General features: G+C 69.4%; 16 protein-coding genes. 11 read left to right on the top strand and 5 right to left on the bottom strand.

The window, feature by feature from the left end:
- Positions 1 to 26: 26 nt before the first annotated feature.
- From DES41_RS18815 to DES41_RS18805, 3 genes are read right to left on the bottom strand one after another with little or no spacing between them, the layout of a single operon-like run.
- Positions 27 to 1,778 carry a hybrid sensor histidine kinase/response regulator gene (locus DES41_RS18815; RefSeq protein ID WP_147282893.1) on the bottom strand — a complete coding sequence of 584 codons (1,752 nt, stop codon included), beginning with the start codon at positions 1,776 to 1,778 and terminating at the stop codon, positions 27 to 29.
- Positions 1,775 to 3,646: an FAD-dependent oxidoreductase gene (locus DES41_RS18810; RefSeq protein WP_114469196.1), complete on the bottom strand. Its 1,872-nt coding sequence runs from the start codon at positions 3,644 to 3,646 to the stop codon at positions 1,775 to 1,777. The genes DES41_RS18815 and DES41_RS18810 overlap by 4 nt, the downstream gene beginning before the upstream one ends.
- Positions 3,646 to 4,329, bottom strand: a complete 684-nt coding sequence (locus tag DES41_RS18805; protein ID WP_114469195.1) for a response regulator — start codon at positions 4,327 to 4,329, stop codon at positions 3,646 to 3,648. Before DES41_RS18805 ends, DES41_RS18810 begins: the two co-directional genes overlap by 1 nt.
- Before the next feature lie 183 nt (positions 4,330 to 4,512).
- Between DES41_RS18805 and DES41_RS37840 the strand changes: the two genes are divergently transcribed.
- From DES41_RS37840 to DES41_RS18780, 5 genes are all read left to right on the top strand, one after another.
- Positions 4,513 to 5,160, top strand: coding sequence for a helix-turn-helix transcriptional regulator (locus tag DES41_RS37840; protein WP_147282892.1), 648 nt, complete (start codon positions 4,513 to 4,515; stop codon positions 5,158 to 5,160).
- A gap of 46 nt (positions 5,161 to 5,206) precedes the next feature.
- A complete protein-coding gene (locus tag DES41_RS18795) occupies positions 5,207 to 6,268 on the top strand; it encodes an SAM-dependent methyltransferase (RefSeq protein ID WP_114469193.1) in 1,062 nt (353 codons plus the stop codon).
- A gap of 65 nt (positions 6,269 to 6,333) precedes the next feature.
- Complete coding sequence (locus tag DES41_RS18790) at positions 6,334 to 6,864, top strand: DUF2878 domain-containing protein (protein WP_170168220.1); 531 nt, start codon at positions 6,334 to 6,336, stop codon at positions 6,862 to 6,864.
- Positions 6,857 to 7,654 (top strand): DUF1295 domain-containing protein, encoded by a 798-nt coding sequence (locus tag DES41_RS18785; protein WP_114469191.1) that lies wholly within the window; start codon positions 6,857 to 6,859, stop codon positions 7,652 to 7,654. Before DES41_RS18790 ends, DES41_RS18785 begins: the two co-directional genes overlap by 8 nt.
- 10 nt (positions 7,655 to 7,664) lie before the next feature.
- Positions 7,665 to 8,294 carry a DUF6134 family protein gene (locus DES41_RS18780; protein ID WP_114469528.1) on the top strand — a complete coding sequence of 210 codons (630 nt, stop codon included), beginning with the start codon at positions 7,665 to 7,667 and terminating at the stop codon, positions 8,292 to 8,294.
- Positions 8,295 to 8,300: 6 nt separating this feature from the next.
- Here the strand turns inward: DES41_RS18780 and DES41_RS18775 are convergent, their stop codons facing one another.
- A complete protein-coding gene (locus tag DES41_RS18775) occupies positions 8,301 to 9,224 on the bottom strand; it encodes a LysR family transcriptional regulator (protein ID WP_114469190.1) in 924 nt (307 codons plus the stop codon).
- Between the two features lie 108 nt (positions 9,225 to 9,332).
- Here DES41_RS18775 and DES41_RS18770 point away from each other — a divergent pair, with 108 nt between their 5' ends.
- Both DES41_RS18770 and DES41_RS18765 read left to right on the top strand, forming a co-directional pair.
- Positions 9,333 to 10,097: an SDR family oxidoreductase gene (locus tag DES41_RS18770; RefSeq protein ID WP_114469189.1), complete on the top strand. Its 765-nt coding sequence runs from the start codon at positions 9,333 to 9,335 to the stop codon at positions 10,095 to 10,097.
- Positions 10,098 to 10,217: 120 nt separating this feature from the next.
- On the top strand, positions 10,218 to 11,459 hold the full coding sequence (locus DES41_RS18765; RefSeq protein ID WP_114469188.1) for a serine hydrolase domain-containing protein: 1,242 nt from the start codon (positions 10,218 to 10,220) through the stop codon (positions 11,457 to 11,459).
- A 14-nt stretch (positions 11,460 to 11,473) separates the two neighbouring features.
- Here DES41_RS18765 and DES41_RS18760 read toward each other — a convergent pair whose 3' ends face one another.
- Positions 11,474 to 12,265, bottom strand: a complete 792-nt coding sequence (locus DES41_RS18760; RefSeq protein WP_114469187.1) for a PilZ domain-containing protein — start codon at positions 12,263 to 12,265, stop codon at positions 11,474 to 11,476.
- A 252-nt stretch (positions 12,266 to 12,517) separates the two neighbouring features.
- On the opposite strand from DES41_RS18760, the gene DES41_RS18755 reads away from it, so the two are divergent.
- From DES41_RS18755 to DES41_RS18740, 4 genes are all read left to right on the top strand, one after another.
- The gene (locus DES41_RS18755; protein WP_114469186.1) at positions 12,518 to 13,102 is read left to right on the top strand and encodes a DUF2760 domain-containing protein; all 585 of its coding nucleotides are present in this window, start codon (positions 12,518 to 12,520) and stop codon (positions 13,100 to 13,102) included.
- Positions 13,103 to 13,166: 64 nt separating this feature from the next.
- Positions 13,167 to 15,005: an Hsp70 family protein gene (locus tag DES41_RS18750; RefSeq protein ID WP_114469185.1), complete on the top strand. Its 1,839-nt coding sequence runs from the start codon at positions 13,167 to 13,169 to the stop codon at positions 15,003 to 15,005.
- Between the two features lie 73 nt (positions 15,006 to 15,078).
- Positions 15,079 to 15,405 carry a type II toxin-antitoxin system RelE/ParE family toxin gene (locus DES41_RS18745; protein WP_114469184.1) on the top strand — a complete coding sequence of 109 codons (327 nt, stop codon included), beginning with the start codon at positions 15,079 to 15,081 and terminating at the stop codon, positions 15,403 to 15,405.
- Entirely contained in the window at positions 15,398 to 15,715 is a 318-nt protein-coding gene (locus DES41_RS18740) for a helix-turn-helix domain-containing protein (RefSeq protein WP_114469183.1), read from the top strand. Before DES41_RS18745 ends, DES41_RS18740 begins: the two co-directional genes overlap by 8 nt.
- Positions 15,716 to 15,804 lie beyond the last annotated feature (89 nt).

Here is a 15,804-nt window from a genome sequence, read left to right as displayed (position 1 = left end):
GGATGGCCGTGCGCGCCGGCCGTGCGTCAGTTGTCGAGCAGGTCGGCAAGCGCCTGCTTGAGTTGCTCCAACGACACCGGCTTGTGCAGCAGTTGCAGTCCGCTGTCGGCCGCCTCGCGCAGGCGGTCAGGCGCTGTGTCGCCGCTGATCAGCAGCGATAGCAGACCAGGATGCTGCTTCCGAAGACGCCCGATCGCATCGATTCCGTTGGCATCGTCGCGCAAACGGTAGTCGGCCATGACGATGCGCGGCCCGAAGGTGCGCGCGCACGCCAGCGCCTCGTCCGTGTCAGCCCCGCATGCCACTTCGCAGCCCAGACGGCGCAACAGGTTGCTCATGCCTTCACGGACAGCGGGCTCGTCATCGAGCACCAGAATCCGCAGCCCCCGCAAACCAGGTCCAGGCGATGGCGGGGCTGCCTCAGGTGCAGGCCGCGGAACGTCGCTGCGCTCCATTGGCAGGCGCAGCCGGATGGTCGTTCCCGCGTCTGCCTCGGAACTCAAGGTCACCGCGATGCCCAGCAGCAGTGCAAGTCGGCTGATGATCGACAGCCCCAACCCCAGCCCCTGGGTATGGCCTTGAGCGTGCCGGTCCACTTGGTAGAACTCGTCGAACACCTTGGCCTGCAGGTGCGGCGCGATCCCGATGCCGGTGTCGCTCACCACCAACTCAAGCTCTTCATGCACGACCTGCAGCGTCATCCGGATGGTCCCCGCCGGCGTGAACTTGATCGCGTTGTCGACCAGATTGCGCAGAATCCGTTCGAGCAGCATCGGATCAGTCACTGCAACGACGCCTGGGATCACCTGCAGTTCAAAACGCAATCCCTTGGACCGGACCAAAGGCAGAAAAGACCGCCCCAGCGCTTCCAGCATCCGCGACAGCTGGATGGGACGCCGGTCCGCGCGCAGCGTGCCTGCATCGAGCTTGGAAATATCGAGCAGGGAATCAAGCAGTGCTGCGACGTCCTGGATCGACCCTGCGATGGCTGCCGCAATCTGCGGCGTGTCATCGGCGCGAGGGTCGAGCAGCAGCGCGGAGCTTTGCAGCGACAGAGCGTGCAAGGGCTGGCGCAGATCATGGCTCGCAGCAGCGAGAAACCGCGTCTTGGCGACATTGGCTGCATTGGCTTGGTCGCGTGCCACCGTCAGTTCCGCCACCAACTGCTCATTCACCCGCCGGATCACAAACGACTCGGTGAACGTCTCGTTAACCTTGCGAGCAAAACGATACTGGACAGAGACAAACATCGCCATCAGCAGCGCCAGCCCTGTGCCGAGCCAGGTGCCATTCGCTGCCCAGACCAACGCAAACGGCAACATGATGCTCAGCGTATACGCCAGATAGACCTGCAGCAGCGGCCCACTGATGGCCACCGCACCGGCGGCGGCAGAAACCACGATCGTCGTCAGCACCGCGGACAACGTCAACCCCAGGCTCGGCATGAACAGCGCCGACAGGCCGTAGGCCAGCCCCAAAGCAACGTTCCACAGCAATGCGCCGCGCACCTTCGCCTGCGCGGGCACCAGCACCAGCGTGGCCTGGCGCGCCAACCACCGCGCTCGCAGCTCGAACACGAGCACCGCGCCTGCCAGCCAGGCCAGAACCCACGGCGGTGCCACGGCCTGCCAGCCGACAGCCGCCACCACCGCCGTCATGAAGAAATACGACCAACGCACGGCCAGCACCTGCACAACCATGAGCTGAAAGCGCCGCTCCGTCAGCTCCTGCGCCTCGGTGTCCGCCCGGACCGCGGCGGCCGGCATCGCAGTGTTCACGGGCTGCTGTCTCGCTGCGGTGTCGAGAATTCGTGGGGCGGCTGCGCGGCGCCCCGTGCGGTCCGCCCTTCCGGGCTGTCGACCGCTGTCTGCCCGGCGATGTGGCCAAAGACCATCGCAGCGCCGAGCGTCACGCCGTTGGCGGGATAGTGCCCGCCCATCACCGCCGCCATGTCATTGCCACATGCGTACAGGCCAGGGATGGCCGCGCCGTTGGTATCGAGCACGCGTGCGTTCTCATCGGTCGCCATGCCGGCCAGTGTGCCCAGGCTGCCGGGATGCAGGCGCACGGCGAAGAAGGGCGGCCGCATGATCGGCCCTATGCAAGGGTTGGGTGAAATGAGCGGGTCGCCGCCCCACCTTTCGTATGGCGTACCCCCGCGGCCAAACGCATGATCGTGCTTGTCGTCGAGGTTGTACTGCGCCACCGTGCCGGCCAACTCGCGCTCATCGACGCCGATGCTGCGGGCCAGTTCCGCGAGGGTGGCTGCGCGTTGCACGTATTGGCCGTACTTGGAAGCCACACAACGCAAGGTAAAGAAAGGCGGAACGGCACCAAGGCCGTAGCGCCACAGGAAGCGCCGGTCGCAGACCAGCCAGGCATCCAACCGCTTGCTCGCAGGTGTCTTGCGCATCCACTCGGACACCACATCATGGTATGACAGTGCCTCGTTGAACAGGCGCCGCCCGGATCGGCCGACCGCGATCACGCCCGGCTTGGCGCGGTCGAGAAAGTGGGGATAGACGGCGGTCGACCCATCGCGTCTGCGGTACAGCGACACCGGAGCCCAGGCGGCCGGTGCCGACAGTGGCGGGTGGACGAGCGCACCTTTCCCCTCGCCAAGATTCAGCCCGTCGCCACTGTTCTGGACCGGGGCCGCAGAGCAGATGCCTTGTCCTGTGATGGCGTGGTCCAGGTAAGCGCGCAAACGCTCGGCGTCGTGCGGAAAACCGCCCGCTGCCAGCACTACGCCGACACGCGCCCGGACTGTGCGAAGCCCCTCAGGCGTCTGGACCATCACACCCGTGATGCGCCCGTGCTCCGCTTCGAGCTTGCAAACCACGTGGGACGTCATGATGCCGATGCGCCTGAACATCCGCGCGGGCTCGGCCGCAACCCCTGCCCCCATCAGGGCCGCGTCCGTCTTGCAAGCCTGGCGTTCGATTTCAAGCGCGGCATGCACCATAGCGCCCACCAGCGCGTTGCCATTGACCAAGCGCACGTCGCGCCCGTAGAGCAGCAAGTTCCACGAGAAGCGGATTACCTGCGGGACCACTGCGCAAAACGCTTGCGGCGAGCGAAAGATGTTCAGAAAACGGTTCTGCTCACGTCCGGACTGAATGCCCATCCCGAAAGGAGCGAACTCGGGCAGCGGGCGCCGCAGCCGTTCAAGTGCGGGGCCAAGCTGGAACCCGTCGAACGCCGCCACACGCAACAGGCGCCCGGCCCCGGCGCCATCGCATGGATGGAAATCCGGCATCGGTGTGCTGTCCTCAGGCTCGAATGCCAACGGTCCAGACGGCATGCTGCTGAAGAAGCGCACCATGTTGGGCGCTTCGTTCAGATAGCGGTCGATCTTGCTGCGCTGCTTCTCGAAATCACCCTCACCGAGAACACACCGCAAATAAGACCGTGCGGCGCTTGCCTCGGACTGGCCTTTGTCCCGTGGATCCGCTGCACACGCACCTACGCCCGGCAGCCACATCCAGCCGCCGGACCAGGCCGTCGTCCCTCCGACGTGCGTATGCTTCTCAAGTACGACCACACGCAGCCCGCCGTGCGTCGCAGTGACCGCAGCCGCCAGCCCGGCTGCGCCGGAGCCGACCACGACGAGATCGACATCGCCGACGCCGGTGATCGGCGCCATCACAGTCTTTCGATGGCGCCTGCCGCGTCGGCCGACAGTACGCGGTACATGGCTTCGGTTCGATTTCGCACCCCGAGGGCGCGGAACACCATCGACAGATGCACCTTGACCGTGCCCTCAGCAATGCCGAGTTCGCGGGCAATCACCTTGTTCGGCTTACCGCGCAACGCCAGCGCGAACACCTCGCGCTGGCGCGGCGAGAACTCGCTCCGCAGGAACGACTCGATGGACTCGGCCGGCAGATCCGGCGGCTCGGCAGGCGGATCCTCATCGACCTCCAGCAGGGCCATCGGCGGTAGATAGATGCCCTGCGCCAGCACAAGCGCCAATGCGGCTTGCATCTCCCGATCGGACATGGTCTTGGGGATGTAGCCGGCAGCGCCGCCGAGGATGGCCTCGCGCGCCCGGCGTGGATCGGCGTCGGCGGACAGGATGACGATGGGTGACGCCTCGAACACCTCGCGCATTCGGGCCAATGCCGCCGTGCCGGAGAGGCCAGCAAGGTGGTAGTCCAGCAAGATGAGGTCGAAGCTGCGGTCTTCGAGCTCCACAGCCGCTTCGACCGACAGGCTGCCCTCGAAACGGGTCAAGGGACGCCTATTCGCCTGATTGGACAAGCGCTCCAGCGTGAGCCGCATCCCATTCCAGATGACTTCGTGATCATCGACGATCAGCACACGCATGAAGTACCTCCCACGGCGTAACGATTAAAGCACGCAGCCAGCGCATGCACATGCCCGATTGGCTAAACCAAAGTCCTAGGCAGAAAGATGAGCACACAAGGGCCCGACTACCCCCACGGTTGAGTGGCATGCAGCCGACGGCACTCCTAGACTGCAGCCAGCCATTCAATCGCAGGAGAAGCCATGCTGATCACCGCCGGCCGTCTGGGCCATCAACCGACCACCACGTCGCCTGCGGCTGACATCACTTCGGCATTGCAAGGCGCCCTGGTGTCCGGATTGGATCGACTGGCGCACGGTGTCGCGGTTGTGAGCATCGATGGTCGCATCCACTTCGCAAACGCTAGCGCCCGCGCCCTCTTCGCCAGGTTGGGATGGGCTGCGCATGGCGTGCGGGCCGGCGAGCACGAAGCACGCTGGCGGGCAGCGCTGCAACGGTGCTGCGCTTTTGGGCGCCGAGAACTGGTGGAGGTGGAGCTGCCGGATGCCTGCCTAGTTGCCGCACTCACCGTTGTCGCCGTTGAGGATGACAACATGGCCCTCGTCATCTTCGGTCGCGACGAAATCTGCGGCAGCGTGGAGTTGCAACTGTTCGCGTTGCGCCACGCGCTGACCAGCGCGGAGACGCGGATCCTGCTCCAGCTGTGCCGCGGCCTGCAAGCCAGCGCCATCGCGCACGAGAACGGCGTCTCGCGCACCACCGTCCTGACCCAGATCGCAGCCATCCGTTCGAAGACCCGCTACGGCAGCATCCGCAGCCTGATGGACGCACTGGCGCGGATGCCGCAGTTGGCCGCCTTTTCGCCAGTCATGCCGTCGGCCGTCCAATAGACCACCGGCATGTGATCCAGCAGCCCATCCGCCGCGTACCAGCCGCATGACCCGCAACCCCGACGTTTCCTCCGCCATCGCCCTGCGTTGGGCCGAGCAGGGTCGGCTGCCCGACCGCGTGGTGCGCGGCGGCATCCGGCATCTGCTGCGCCAGCGCCTCGCGCAATTGCACAGCGGCGACGCCGAGGCCGGCGCCAGGATCACGCAGGAATTCCTCGCGCAGATGCGCGGCGCCGAACTGGCGCCGCTGCCAGATAAGGCCAACGAGCAGCACTACGAGGTGCCGGCCGCGTTCTTCGCGCAGGTACTGGGTCCGCACCGCAAGTACAGCAGCTGCCATTGGCCACCCGGTGTGGAGACCCTGGCCGAGGCCGAGGCCGCCGCGCTTGCGAGCACCTGCGAGCGCGCCGGGCTGCAGGACGGCCAGCGCGTGCTGGAACTGGGTTGCGGCTGGGGTTCGCTGTCGCTCTGGATGGCCGAACGCTACCCGAACAGCTGGGTCACGGCGCTGTCGAACTCGCATTCGCAGCGGATCTACATCGAAGGCCAGGCCCTGTCCCGCGGCCTGCACAACCTGCGGGTGCGAACCTGCGACATCAACAGCTTCGACACCGGCGAGCGCTTCGACCGCGTGGTCTCGGTCGAGATGTTCGAGCATCTGCGCAACTGGCCCCATGCCTTCGCCCAGGTGGCGCGCTGGCTGCGGCCAGGCGGGCGCTTCTTCATGCATGTCTTCGCCCACCGCGAGGCGCCCTACGCCTTCGATGTGCACGACGAGAGCGACTGGATGAGCCGGCACTTCTTCTCCGGCGGCATGATGCCCAGCGACGACCTGGCGCTGCAGTGCCAGGACGACCTGCGTCTGCTGGAACGCTGGCGCTGGGACGGACGCCACTACCAGCGCACGGCCGCTGCCTGGCTGTCCAACATGGACGCCGCGCGCGAAGAGCTGCAGCCGCTGCTGGCCGCCACCTATGGCGAGGACCAGGCCGCGCTGTGGTGGCAGCGCTGGCGCCTGTTCTTCCTCGCCGTGGAGGAACTGTTCGGCCATGCCGACGGCCAGCAGTGGTGGGTGAGCCACTACCTGTTCGAGCGGCGCGCCGCGTGATGTCCGTGGCCTGGCCGGGGCGCCCACTGGTTGTGCCGCCTGGCCGCCGCAGGCCCACGCCGGCCATGCAACTGGCCAACGTCGCGGTGTCGCAGCTGGCTTGGTTCGCCGCCGTGCTGGGCGCGGCAAGCCACCGCCCGCTGGCCGGCACGCTGTGCGTGGCGGCGGCCATCGGCTGGCACCTGGCCGTCTCGGCCCGGCCGGCCCGGGAGGCCAGGCTGGTGCTGCTGGCCTGCGGGCTCGGCCTGGCCGTCGAGACCTGGACCGTGTTGCAGGGCCACGTGGCCTACCCGTCGGGCCAGCCGTTCGCGGCGTTGCCGCCGTACTGGATGGTCGCGCTCTGGGGCCTGCTGGCCATTGCCCTGAACGTCACCATGCGCTGGCTGCGCGGGCGCGCCTGGCTTGCCGCGGGGCTGGGCGCCATGGTGGGGCCGATGGCCTTTTCTGCCGGGGTGCGGCTGGGCGGTGCGCAGCTTGTGCACCCGACGGCCGCCCTCGCCACGCTGGCCGTGGTCTGGGCCGTGTCGCTGCCGCTGCTGGTGCGGCTGTCGGTGCAGTTCGACGGCGTGGCCGAACCGGAGGCGCCGCATGCCTGAGTCCTCGCTGGGGGGTACGGCGCTGGCCGGCCTGGCGTTCACGGCCGTTGCCGCCGTCCTGGCCTGGCTCGCCAGCGTGGTGCGCAGCGATGTGAGCCTGGTCGACCGCGTCTGGGCGCTGCTCATCGTCGGCGCCGGCTGGGTGTACTGGGCGCTGCTGCCGGCCCCGTCCGAGCGTGGGCTCGTGATACTGGTGCTGGCCAGCGTGTGGGCGTTGCGGCTGGCCGTCTTCATCACCTGGCGCAACTGGGGCCATGGCGAAGACCGGCGCTACCAGGCGATCCGCGCGCGCAACCAGCCCGGCTTCGCATGCAAGAGCCTGTACCTGGTGTTCGCGCTGCAGGCGCTGCTGGCCTGGGTGGTGTCGGCCCCGCTGCTGGCCGGCCTCGCGGGCGACCAGCCGCTGCACTGGCTGGACGCACCCGGCCTCGCGCTGGCCGCGTTCGGCCTCGTCTTCGAGACCGTGGCCGACCTGCAGCTGGCGCACTTCAAGGCCACCGCCACGCACAAGGGCCGGGTGATGGACCAGGGCCTGTGGCGCCATTCGCGCCACCCCAACTACTTCGGCGAGTGCTGCGTCTGGTGGGGCCTGTGGCTCACGGCGCTGGCCGGCGGTTGGGCGGCGGCATGGAGCATCGTCGCGCCGCTGCTGATGACGGTGTTGCTGCTCAAGGTCTCCGGAGTGCGCCTGCTGGAGCAGGACATCGCCGAACGCCGCCCGGCCTACCGCGACTACATCGCGCGCACCAATGCCTTCTTCCCCGGTCCGGTGCGCCCCCGTGGCGACTGAGGTGGTCCGCATGGCCTGGGGGGCGTGGATAGCTTGGGCAGCTGCGCTGTTCCTCGCCGCCCTGCCCGGCGTTGCAGCGGCACAGGACTTCGAGGTCACGCTGGACGGCAAGCCCATCGGCACCCACCGCTTCACGCTGGGCGGCACGCCGCAGGCACGCACCGTGCGCAGCGAGGCCATGTTCGCCGTCAAGCTGCTCGGCCTGACGGTGTACCGCTACCGCCACGTGGCCAGCGAACAATGGCGCGGCGACTGCCTGGCGGCGTTGCAGGCCGAGACCGACGACGATGGCAAGACCGGCAAGGTGGTGGCCCGGACTGCCGGCGACGCACTGGAGGTGGACGGCCCGTCCGGCACGCTCAGCCTGCCGGGCTGTGCCATGAGCTTTGCCTACTGGCATCCCGCCATGCGCACGCAGACGCAGCTGCTCAACGCCCAGACCGGCCGCTACGAGGCGGTGCGCGTGCGCCGCATGGACAGCGGCACGGTGGAGGTGCGGGGCCAGCCCCAGCCCGCAGAGCGCTGGCGCATCGAGGGGCCCGAGCAGCCGGTCGATGTCTGGTATGCGCCCTCGGGCGCGTGGATCGGCCTGGACTCCACCGTGGCCGGCGGCCGCCTGCTGCGCTACCGCCTGCGCTGAAAAGCGTCAGATGGTCTCGACCAGCCGCTCGAAGCCACGTTCGCGGAACTGCTCCAGCACGAAATCCACGAACACCCGCGTGCGCGCCGGCAGCAGCTTCTTGGCCGGGTAGTACAGAGAGATTGGCCCGGCTTCGGCCGACCAGCCGGGCAGCACGCGCGCGAGCGCCCCGCTCTGCAGCCAGGGCACGGCAAAAGGCATCGGCAGCAGGGCCACGCCCAGGCCCAGCATGGCGGCCTGGCACATGGCTTCCGGGTCGTCGAACACCACGCGGGTGCGCAGCACGGCCGCCGCCACTTCGCCGTCGGCACGGCGCAGCGTGTACTGGTAGATGCGGCCGTTCTGGCTGGAGCGGCGCACGATGCCGTCCAGCGCGGTGAGGTCCGAGGGGTGGCGTGGCACCGGCCGGCCCGCCAGGTAGCCTGGCGCCGCCACCGCCACGATGTGGATGCGGCCCAGCGTGCGTGCCACCATGCCCGGCTTGAGCTCCAGTCCGCCGCCGATGCCGGCGTCGAAGCCCTCGCCGATTAGGTCGACCTGGCGGTTCTCGAAGCGCCAGTCCGGCACCACGGCTGGGTAGCGCCGCAGGAACGCGTCCAGCAGGGGCACCAAGTAAGCCCGGCCGAAGGCCTGTCCCATGCTCACGCGCAGCGTGCCGGCCGGCTGGCGGTCCTGTTCGGCGGCATGGCCAACCGCGTCAGCCAGCGCGGCCAGCGGCCCGCCGACCTGGGCCAGCAGGCGCTCGCCGCCCTCGGTCAGGCTCAGCTGGCGTGTGCTGCGCTGGAACAGGCGCACACCAAGTTCGGCCTCCAGCCGCGCGATGTTCTTGCTCACCGCGGCCGGCGTGAGTTCCAGCAGCCGGGCGGCCGCCGAGAAGCTGCCGCGCTCGGCGGATTTGACGAAGCAGTCCAGATGGCTCAAGGAAGGCATGCCGCAATTTTCAACCAACAGTTGAAATTGATCCATCCCATTCACGGCTACCGCGATCAGCGCGACGTCCCGACACTGTGGGCATCCCACCACCACAGGAGTTCTGCCATGACCGCATCCGCCACATCCCCCTCGCCCATCCTGGCCGGCAAGGCCGCCTTCGTCACGGGCGGCTCCCGCGGCATCGGCGCCGCCATCGTCCGCCGCCTGGCGCGCGACGGCGCAGCCGTGGCCTTCAGCTACGCCGGTTCGCAAGCCGCGGCCCTTGCGCTCACAACCGAGATCGAGGGCGCTGGCGGCCGCGCGCTGGCCGTGCAGGCCGACAGCGCCGACGCCGATGCGCTGCGCGCCGCCATCGACCGGGCCGCCGCCCAGCTGGGCCGGCTGGACATCTTGGTCAACAACGCCGGCGTGGCCGTGATGGGCGAGCTCGACAGCTTCCGGCTGGAAGACCTGGACCGCACGCTGGACGTCAACGTGCGCGCCGTGTTCGTCGCCGTGCAGGCGGCCGCGCGCCACATGGGCCAGGGCGGGCGCATCGTCAACATCGGCAGCACCAACGCCGAGCGCATGCCCTGGGCCGGCGGCGCCGTCTACGCCATGAGCAAGGCCGCGATCGTCGGACTCACGCGTGGCCTGGCCCGCGACCTGGGCCCGCGCGGCATCACCATCAACAACGTGCAACCCGGCCCGGTCAACACCGACATGAACCCCGCCGACGGGCCGATGGCGGCCGGCATGCATGGCCTGATGGCGATCGACCGCCACGCCCACCCCGACGAAATCGCCGCCATGGTGGCCTACCTGGTGGGCCCGGAAGCCGGAATGGTCACGGGCGGCAGCCTGCTGATCGACGGCGGGTTCGCCGCCTGATTGCTTATTGAAACAATTGGGCGGCCCTGGCCCGCGGTCTTCTGGGGTTTACCCGTTCGCCAATTGATGCCGAAGATCGAAAGAATCTGCGCGCTTGAACAACGAATCGGGAGACAAGGCATGACGATCACGCGGCGCCAGCTCGCTTTTTCCGCCCTGGGCAGCACCTTCCTCGCCGGGTGCGCCAGCACGCCGGCCGTGCCGCGCACCATGGTGTCGGCCGACCGGCTGGCCCGCATCGCGCCGGCCCTGGATGCGCAGGTGGGCATCGGCACCTTCGCGGGTGCGGTCTCGCTGGTGGCGCAGGACGGCAAGATCGTGCACCACGAGGCCGTGGGCTTCCTGGATGCCGCCAAGACCCGGCCGATGCCGCGCGACGCCATCTTCCGCCTGGCCTCGATGACCAAGCCCATCACCTCGGTGGCGACCATGATGCTGGCCGAGCAGGGCCAGCTCAAGATCAACGACCCGGTGACGAACTGGCTGCCCGAGTTCAAGAACCTCAAGGTCGAGACGCCGCAGGGCGACGTGGCACTGGCGCGGCCCATCACCGTGCAGGACCTGCTCATGCACACGGCGGGCCTGGTCTACGGCCCGGCCAGCCCCTCGCCGCGCATCGCCAAGATGTACGCCGAACTCAACATCGAATCGCTGGAGACCGACATCTCGGGCGACGAGATGCTCAAGCGCCTGGGCACCATCCCGCTGCTCTACCAGCCCGGCACCACCTGGTTCTATTCGATCGCCACCGACGTGCTGGGCCTGCTGCTGGAGCGCGTGTCGGGCAAGCGCCTCGATGTGCTGACGCAGGAGCTGCTGCTCGGCCCGCTGGGCATGACAGACACGGCCTGGTGGGTGCCGCCTGCCAAGCGCGCGCGCCTGGCCGAGACGCTGGACAGCGATCCCCTCAAGGCCGCCATGCTGCGGGCCTACCGGCAGGACAGCGACCCGGCGCCGCGCCAATACCTCAAGGGCGGTGCCGGCCTGGTCGGCACGGGCGCGGACTACCTCAAGTTCGCGCAGATGGTGCTCAACGGCGGCACGGACGGGCGCACGCGCTACCTCTCGCGCAAGACCACCGAATTCATGCTGTCCGACCACCTGGTCGGCAAGGCCGGTGTGCCCAACGCCACCACCGGGCCGGGCTACGGCTTCGGCCTGGGCTGGGGCGTGCGCCTGTACGACGGCGTGGGCTGGACGCCCGGCAGCACCGGCGATGCGATGTGGGCGGGCGCCTGGGGCACGAGCTTCTGGATCGACCCGCGCGAACGGCTGGCGGGCGTGCTGATGGCGCAATGCCCGTCCAACCGCATCCACACGCGGATGCTCTACAAGAACCTGGTGTACGGCGCGGTGTCCTAGGTGCGGCGGCGCGGCTAGAGCGCCGTGTCCTGGAACGCGCCCGTGCCCTGGTCCATGCGCGCCAGCAGCTTTTGCACGGTCTGCTGGCTGGCCTCGCCGAGGTCGACGAACTCGCAGCCGAAGTGCAACTGCTCTCCCGCGAGGAAGGACTTGTAGGCCCGGCGCGAGCAGATGTCCAGCCGCAGGTCCATCAGCACGACCGAGCCGAGCTCCAGCCGCACCCGCTCCAGCCGCAGGCCGGCCGCCAGGTCGCGGTGCTCGGCCAGCGGGCCGCGCAGGCCCACGCCACCGAGCGACAGGTCATCCACCGTCAGCACGCGCCGCTTGCCCTTGGCCTGGAACACCGCCCGCAGCGCAGGGCCCAGCGGCGTTTCCTGCCGCGTGAAGCGGCGCCGCTGCAGCTGCAGCAGGCTGGCCGGCAGCGGCGCGCGCGCGGACAGCAGGTCGCCCGCCTGCTGCTGCCAGGTGAGATCGGCATGGAACTGCAGCCGCAGCCCCTCCGGCGCGGCCACCACCAGCGCGGCGCCGTTCGCAGGCAGCTGAGGCCCACGTACATGGACGACGACGCGCTCGCCCGGCTCGACCACCTGCACCAGCCGGCCGCATTGCGGCGCGCCGCCGTCTGCGGGAAACAGCGTGACCGGCTCGGCCCGCATGGCCAGATCCCGCAGAACGGCCAGCACGCGGCGCGGATCGTCCACCTGCAGCGCCGTCTGGGCCAGTGCCTCGCCGATCGGATCGATCAGCGGCAATGCGGGATCGGCCTCTGGGGCGGGGTTGCGGGAGAAGAACGAGGGCCAGATCATGCGGGGACGGCGGCGGCTCGACATGCGCCGGAGATGGAAAAGTGACCGGTTGTATCACCTCCCGTCCCACCGGGCCGCCAGGGCAGCGCCGCCCGTCGGCTGCCAGGCGCATTGCGCCCGGAGGCCCCCGCAGCGCCTGCGGCCCGCGGCCACAGCCCTGCTCTGCGGGGCCCATTGCTGCATCCAAGACAATAGGGCTTGCACGGCCCGTCGCCTCCGCCGGGCCGCCCGCCCGTTGCGCCCTTTTTGTCCATGACCGAACCACAAGCCCTTCCTTTCCTCTCCCGCCTGTCCCTGGCGATTGGCAGCTTCTTCGCGTTGCTGGGCGACGGCCGCCTGGCCGCCCGCGTGCAGGCCCTGCGTGCCGGCGCACCGCTGGCCAGCGAGGTGCCTGCCCCCGCGCCCGTGCAGGCCCCGCCGCCCCCGCCCCCCGCACCCGCACCCGTGCGCGCCACGGCCAACGTCGATGCGGCGTTGCAGCTGCTGGCGCTGCTGCAGCGCGAAGCCCGCTTCGTCGACTTCCTGCAGGAAGACATCGCCGCCTACTCCGACGCGGACGTCGGCGGTGCCGCGCGCCTGCTGCACGGCGGCGCGCGCAAGGTACTGCAGGAGACCTTCGACCTGGAGCCCGTCCGGGCCGAGGCCGAGGGCACCCGCCTGACGCTGCCGGCCGGCTTCGACGCCGCCGCCGTGCGCGTGACGGGCAACGTGGTGGGCCAGCCGCCGTTCACCGGCACGTTGCAGCACAAGGGCTGGCGCGCGACGGCCGTGCGGCTGCCGGCGCTGACGGCAGGGCACGATGCACGCGTGATCGCACCCGCGGAGGTCGAGCTGTGAGCCGGGCCCACCAGGCCGTCCGCAAGGAGGCGGGTACCGCAGCGCGCAGTGCCGAGGTGTCGGCATGACGAAGTACGCCATCGGCATCGACCTGGGCACCACGCACAGCGCGCTGTCCTGGGTCGACCTGCAGACCGAGGGTGCCGCACCCGAGATCCTGCCCATCGCCCAGCAGAGCGGCCCCGGCGCCGTGCAGGACTTCGCCCTGCTGCCATCCTTCCTGTACATGCCGAACGCCAGCGAGTTCGCTGCCGGCGACCTGGCCCTGCCCTGGAACGCCGCGCCGGCCCGCATCACGGGCGAGTGGGCACGCAGCCACGGCGCGCTGACGCCGATCCGCCTGGTCTCCAGCGCCAAGAGCTGGCTGGGCCATGCGGGGGTGGACCGCCGCGCCGGCATCCTGCCGGCCGACGCACCGGCCGAGGTCGAACGCATCTCGCCGCTGGCCGCCAGCACGCACTACCTGCAGCACCTGCGCGACGCCTGGAACCACCGCCATCCGGAGGCACCGTTCGAGCAGCAATCGGTCACGGTCACCATCCCGGCCTCCTTCGACCCGGCCGCGCGCGAGCTGACGGCCGAGGCCGCGCAGGCCGCCGGCTACCAGGGGATCACGCTCCTGGAAGAGCCCCAGGCCGCGCTGTACAGCTGGATCGCCGGCCACAGCGGCAAGAGCGGCAACGGCGACTGGCGCAAGCAGGTGCAGGTGGGCGACGTGATCCTCGTTGTCGACGTGGGCGGCGGCACCAGCGACTTCTCGCTGATCGCCGTGACCGAGGACGCCGGCAACCTGCAGCTCAACCGCGTGGCCGTGGGCGAGCACATCCTGCTGGGCGGCGACAACATGGACCTCGCGCTGGCCCATGGCGTGGCGCGCGGCCTGGCCGCCGAAGGCAGGCAGCTGGACCCCTGGCAGATGCGCGCGCTGACCTACGCCTGCCGCCTGGCCAAGGAGCAGTTGCTCAGCGATGACCAGTTGCACAGCGTGCCACTGGTCGTGCCCAGCCGTGGCTCCAGGCTCATCGGTGGCTCGATCAAGACCGAACTCCAGCGCGAACTGCTGCGCACCATCCTGCTGGAAGGGTTCTTTCCGGCTGTCGAGAGCGGCGCCCGACCCCTCAGCCGCCCGCGCGCCGGCCTCACGCAGATCGGCCTGCCCTATGCGCAGGACGCTGCCGTCACGCGCCATCTGGCCGCGCTGCTGGGCCGCCAGGTCGGCGCCACGGCGCAGCTGGCAGGCTTCGCGCAGGCCGAAGGCGCCAGCTTCCTGCATCCCACGGCCGTGCTGTTCAACGGCGGGGTGTTCAAGTCCCAGCTGCTGGTGGCGCGCGTGCTGGACACGCTGAACGCCTGGCTGGCCGCCGATGGCGCGCCCGCCGCGCGGCTGCTGCAGGGCACCGACATGGACCACGCCGTGGCACGCGGTGCGGCCTACTACGGCCAGGTGCGCCAAGGCCAGGGCATCCGCATCCGCGGCGGCACGGCCCAGGCGTACTACGTGGGCATCGAATCGAGCATGCCGGCCGTGCCCGGGCTGGAGCCGCCGGTGCAGGCGCTGTGCGTGGCGCCCTTCGGCATGGAGGAAGGCACGGAGGCACCGCTGCCGCCGCAGCAGCTGGGCCTGGTGGTCGGCGAATCGGTGCGCTTTCGCTTCTTCGGCTCCTCGGTGCGGCGTGAGGACCAGCCCGGCACATTGCTGGACTTCTGGTCGCCCGAAGAACTGCAGGAGCTCGCCGGCATCGAGGCCACGCTGCCGGCCGAAGGCCGCGCCGTGGGCGAGGTCGTGCCGGTGCAACTGCGCGCACGCGTGACGGAGATCGGCACGCTGGAGCTGCTGGCCGAAGCTGCCGGCGGCGCGCAGTGGAAGGTGGAGTTCGACGTGCGCGGAGACCAAACGGCCTGATGCCATGCCCGCGCTCGCCGTGGGACATCCACGCGCTGCGCATTGGCGGTGTTCACATTCTTGCTAACATCGCATGCCATACGAGATCAGCTACTTTCACGAACGGGTGCTTTCGGAGATCCGGTCATGGCCCGTGGAAGTGCTGGCCGACTACGCGCGGCTGGTCGAACTGCTGGCAGAGCACGGGCCCAGCCTGCGCCTGCCGCACTCGCGTGCTTTCGGCGACGGCCTGTTCGAGTTGCGTCCCCGCGGACGCTCCGGTATCGGCCGCGCCTTCTACTGCTTTCTCGTTGGCAAGCGCGTCGTGGTGTTGCATGCGTTCATCAAGAAGTCGCAGCAGACGCCGGACGCTGAATTGAAGCTCGCGCGCAAGCGCCTCAAGGAGTTGCAACATGGCTGAGCTGAAGTACAAGCCCGTTCGCCACGACCACGCCGCGTTCCTGGCCGAGGCCAGGCAGCGCCCCGGCTTCGCCGAGGCTTACGACGCGCTGGCGCTGGAATACACGCTGGCCGGCCAGATGTTGAAGGCGCGCGCCAAGGCCGGGTTGACGCAGGATGCGGTGGCCGCGCGCATGGGCACCACCAAGAGCGCCGTCTCCCGGCTCGAAGCCGCCGGGAAGCATGCGCCTTCGCTGGCCACCTTGAAGAGATACGCGGCCGCCGTGGGCTGTGACCTGCAGGTGAAACTCGTGCCGCACAAGGCGGCATGACGCCACCGTACGACGGCGAGGCCGGCCGTTGCAGGCCCTTGCGCACCGGCGTGACATGCGGGCGCTGTGCCGATCCCGCGCCAAGATGG

Source organism: Pseudorhodoferax soli (assembly GCF_003337555.1).
In the GTDB taxonomy this organism is placed as follows: Bacteria; Pseudomonadota; Gammaproteobacteria; order Burkholderiales; family Burkholderiaceae_C; genus Pseudorhodoferax; species Pseudorhodoferax soli.
The sequence above is the reverse complement of the archived record's forward strand: the minus strand, read 5'-3'. Positions and strand labels throughout refer to the sequence as shown.

Bases quoted from the DNA above. Each gene is read 5' to 3' on its own strand.
- DES41_RS18740 (WP_114469183.1), top strand. From the start codon at position 15,398: ATGGCTGAGCTGAAGTACAAGCCCGTTCGCCACGACCACGCCGCGTTC.
- DES41_RS18770 (WP_114469189.1), top strand. From the start codon at position 9,333: ATGACCGCATCCGCCACATCCCCCTCGCCCATCCTGGCCGGCAAGGCC.
- DES41_RS18750 (WP_114469185.1), top strand. From the start codon at position 13,167: ATGACGAAGTACGCCATCGGCATCGACCTGGGCACCACGCACAGCGCG.
- DES41_RS18785 (WP_114469191.1), top strand. From the start codon at position 6,857: ATGCCTGAGTCCTCGCTGGGGGGTACGGCGCTGGCCGGCCTGGCGTTC.
- DES41_RS37840 (WP_147282892.1), top strand. From the start codon at position 4,513: ATGCTGATCACCGCCGGCCGTCTGGGCCATCAACCGACCACCACGTCG.
- DES41_RS18810 (WP_114469196.1), bottom strand. From the start codon at position 3,646: ATGGCGCCGATCACCGGCGTCGGCGATGTCGATCTCGTCGTGGTCGGC.
- DES41_RS18805 (WP_114469195.1), bottom strand. From the start codon at position 4,329: ATGCGTGTGCTGATCGTCGATGATCACGAAGTCATCTGGAATGGGATG.
- DES41_RS18780 (WP_114469528.1), top strand. From the start codon at position 7,665: ATGGCCTGGGGGGCGTGGATAGCTTGGGCAGCTGCGCTGTTCCTCGCC.
- DES41_RS18790 (WP_170168220.1), top strand. From the start codon at position 6,334: ATGCAACTGGCCAACGTCGCGGTGTCGCAGCTGGCTTGGTTCGCCGCC.
- DES41_RS18755 (WP_114469186.1), top strand. From the start codon at position 12,518: ATGACCGAACCACAAGCCCTTCCTTTCCTCTCCCGCCTGTCCCTGGCG.
- DES41_RS18795 (WP_114469193.1), top strand. From the start codon at position 5,207: ATGACCCGCAACCCCGACGTTTCCTCCGCCATCGCCCTGCGTTGGGCC.
- DES41_RS18775 (WP_114469190.1), bottom strand. From the start codon at position 9,224: ATGCCTTCCTTGAGCCATCTGGACTGCTTCGTCAAATCCGCCGAGCGC.
- DES41_RS18745 (WP_114469184.1), top strand. From the start codon at position 15,079: ATGCCATACGAGATCAGCTACTTTCACGAACGGGTGCTTTCGGAGATC.
- DES41_RS18765 (WP_114469188.1), top strand. From the start codon at position 10,218: ATGACGATCACGCGGCGCCAGCTCGCTTTTTCCGCCCTGGGCAGCACC.
- DES41_RS18760 (WP_114469187.1), bottom strand. From the start codon at position 12,265: ATGATCTGGCCCTCGTTCTTCTCCCGCAACCCCGCCCCAGAGGCCGAT.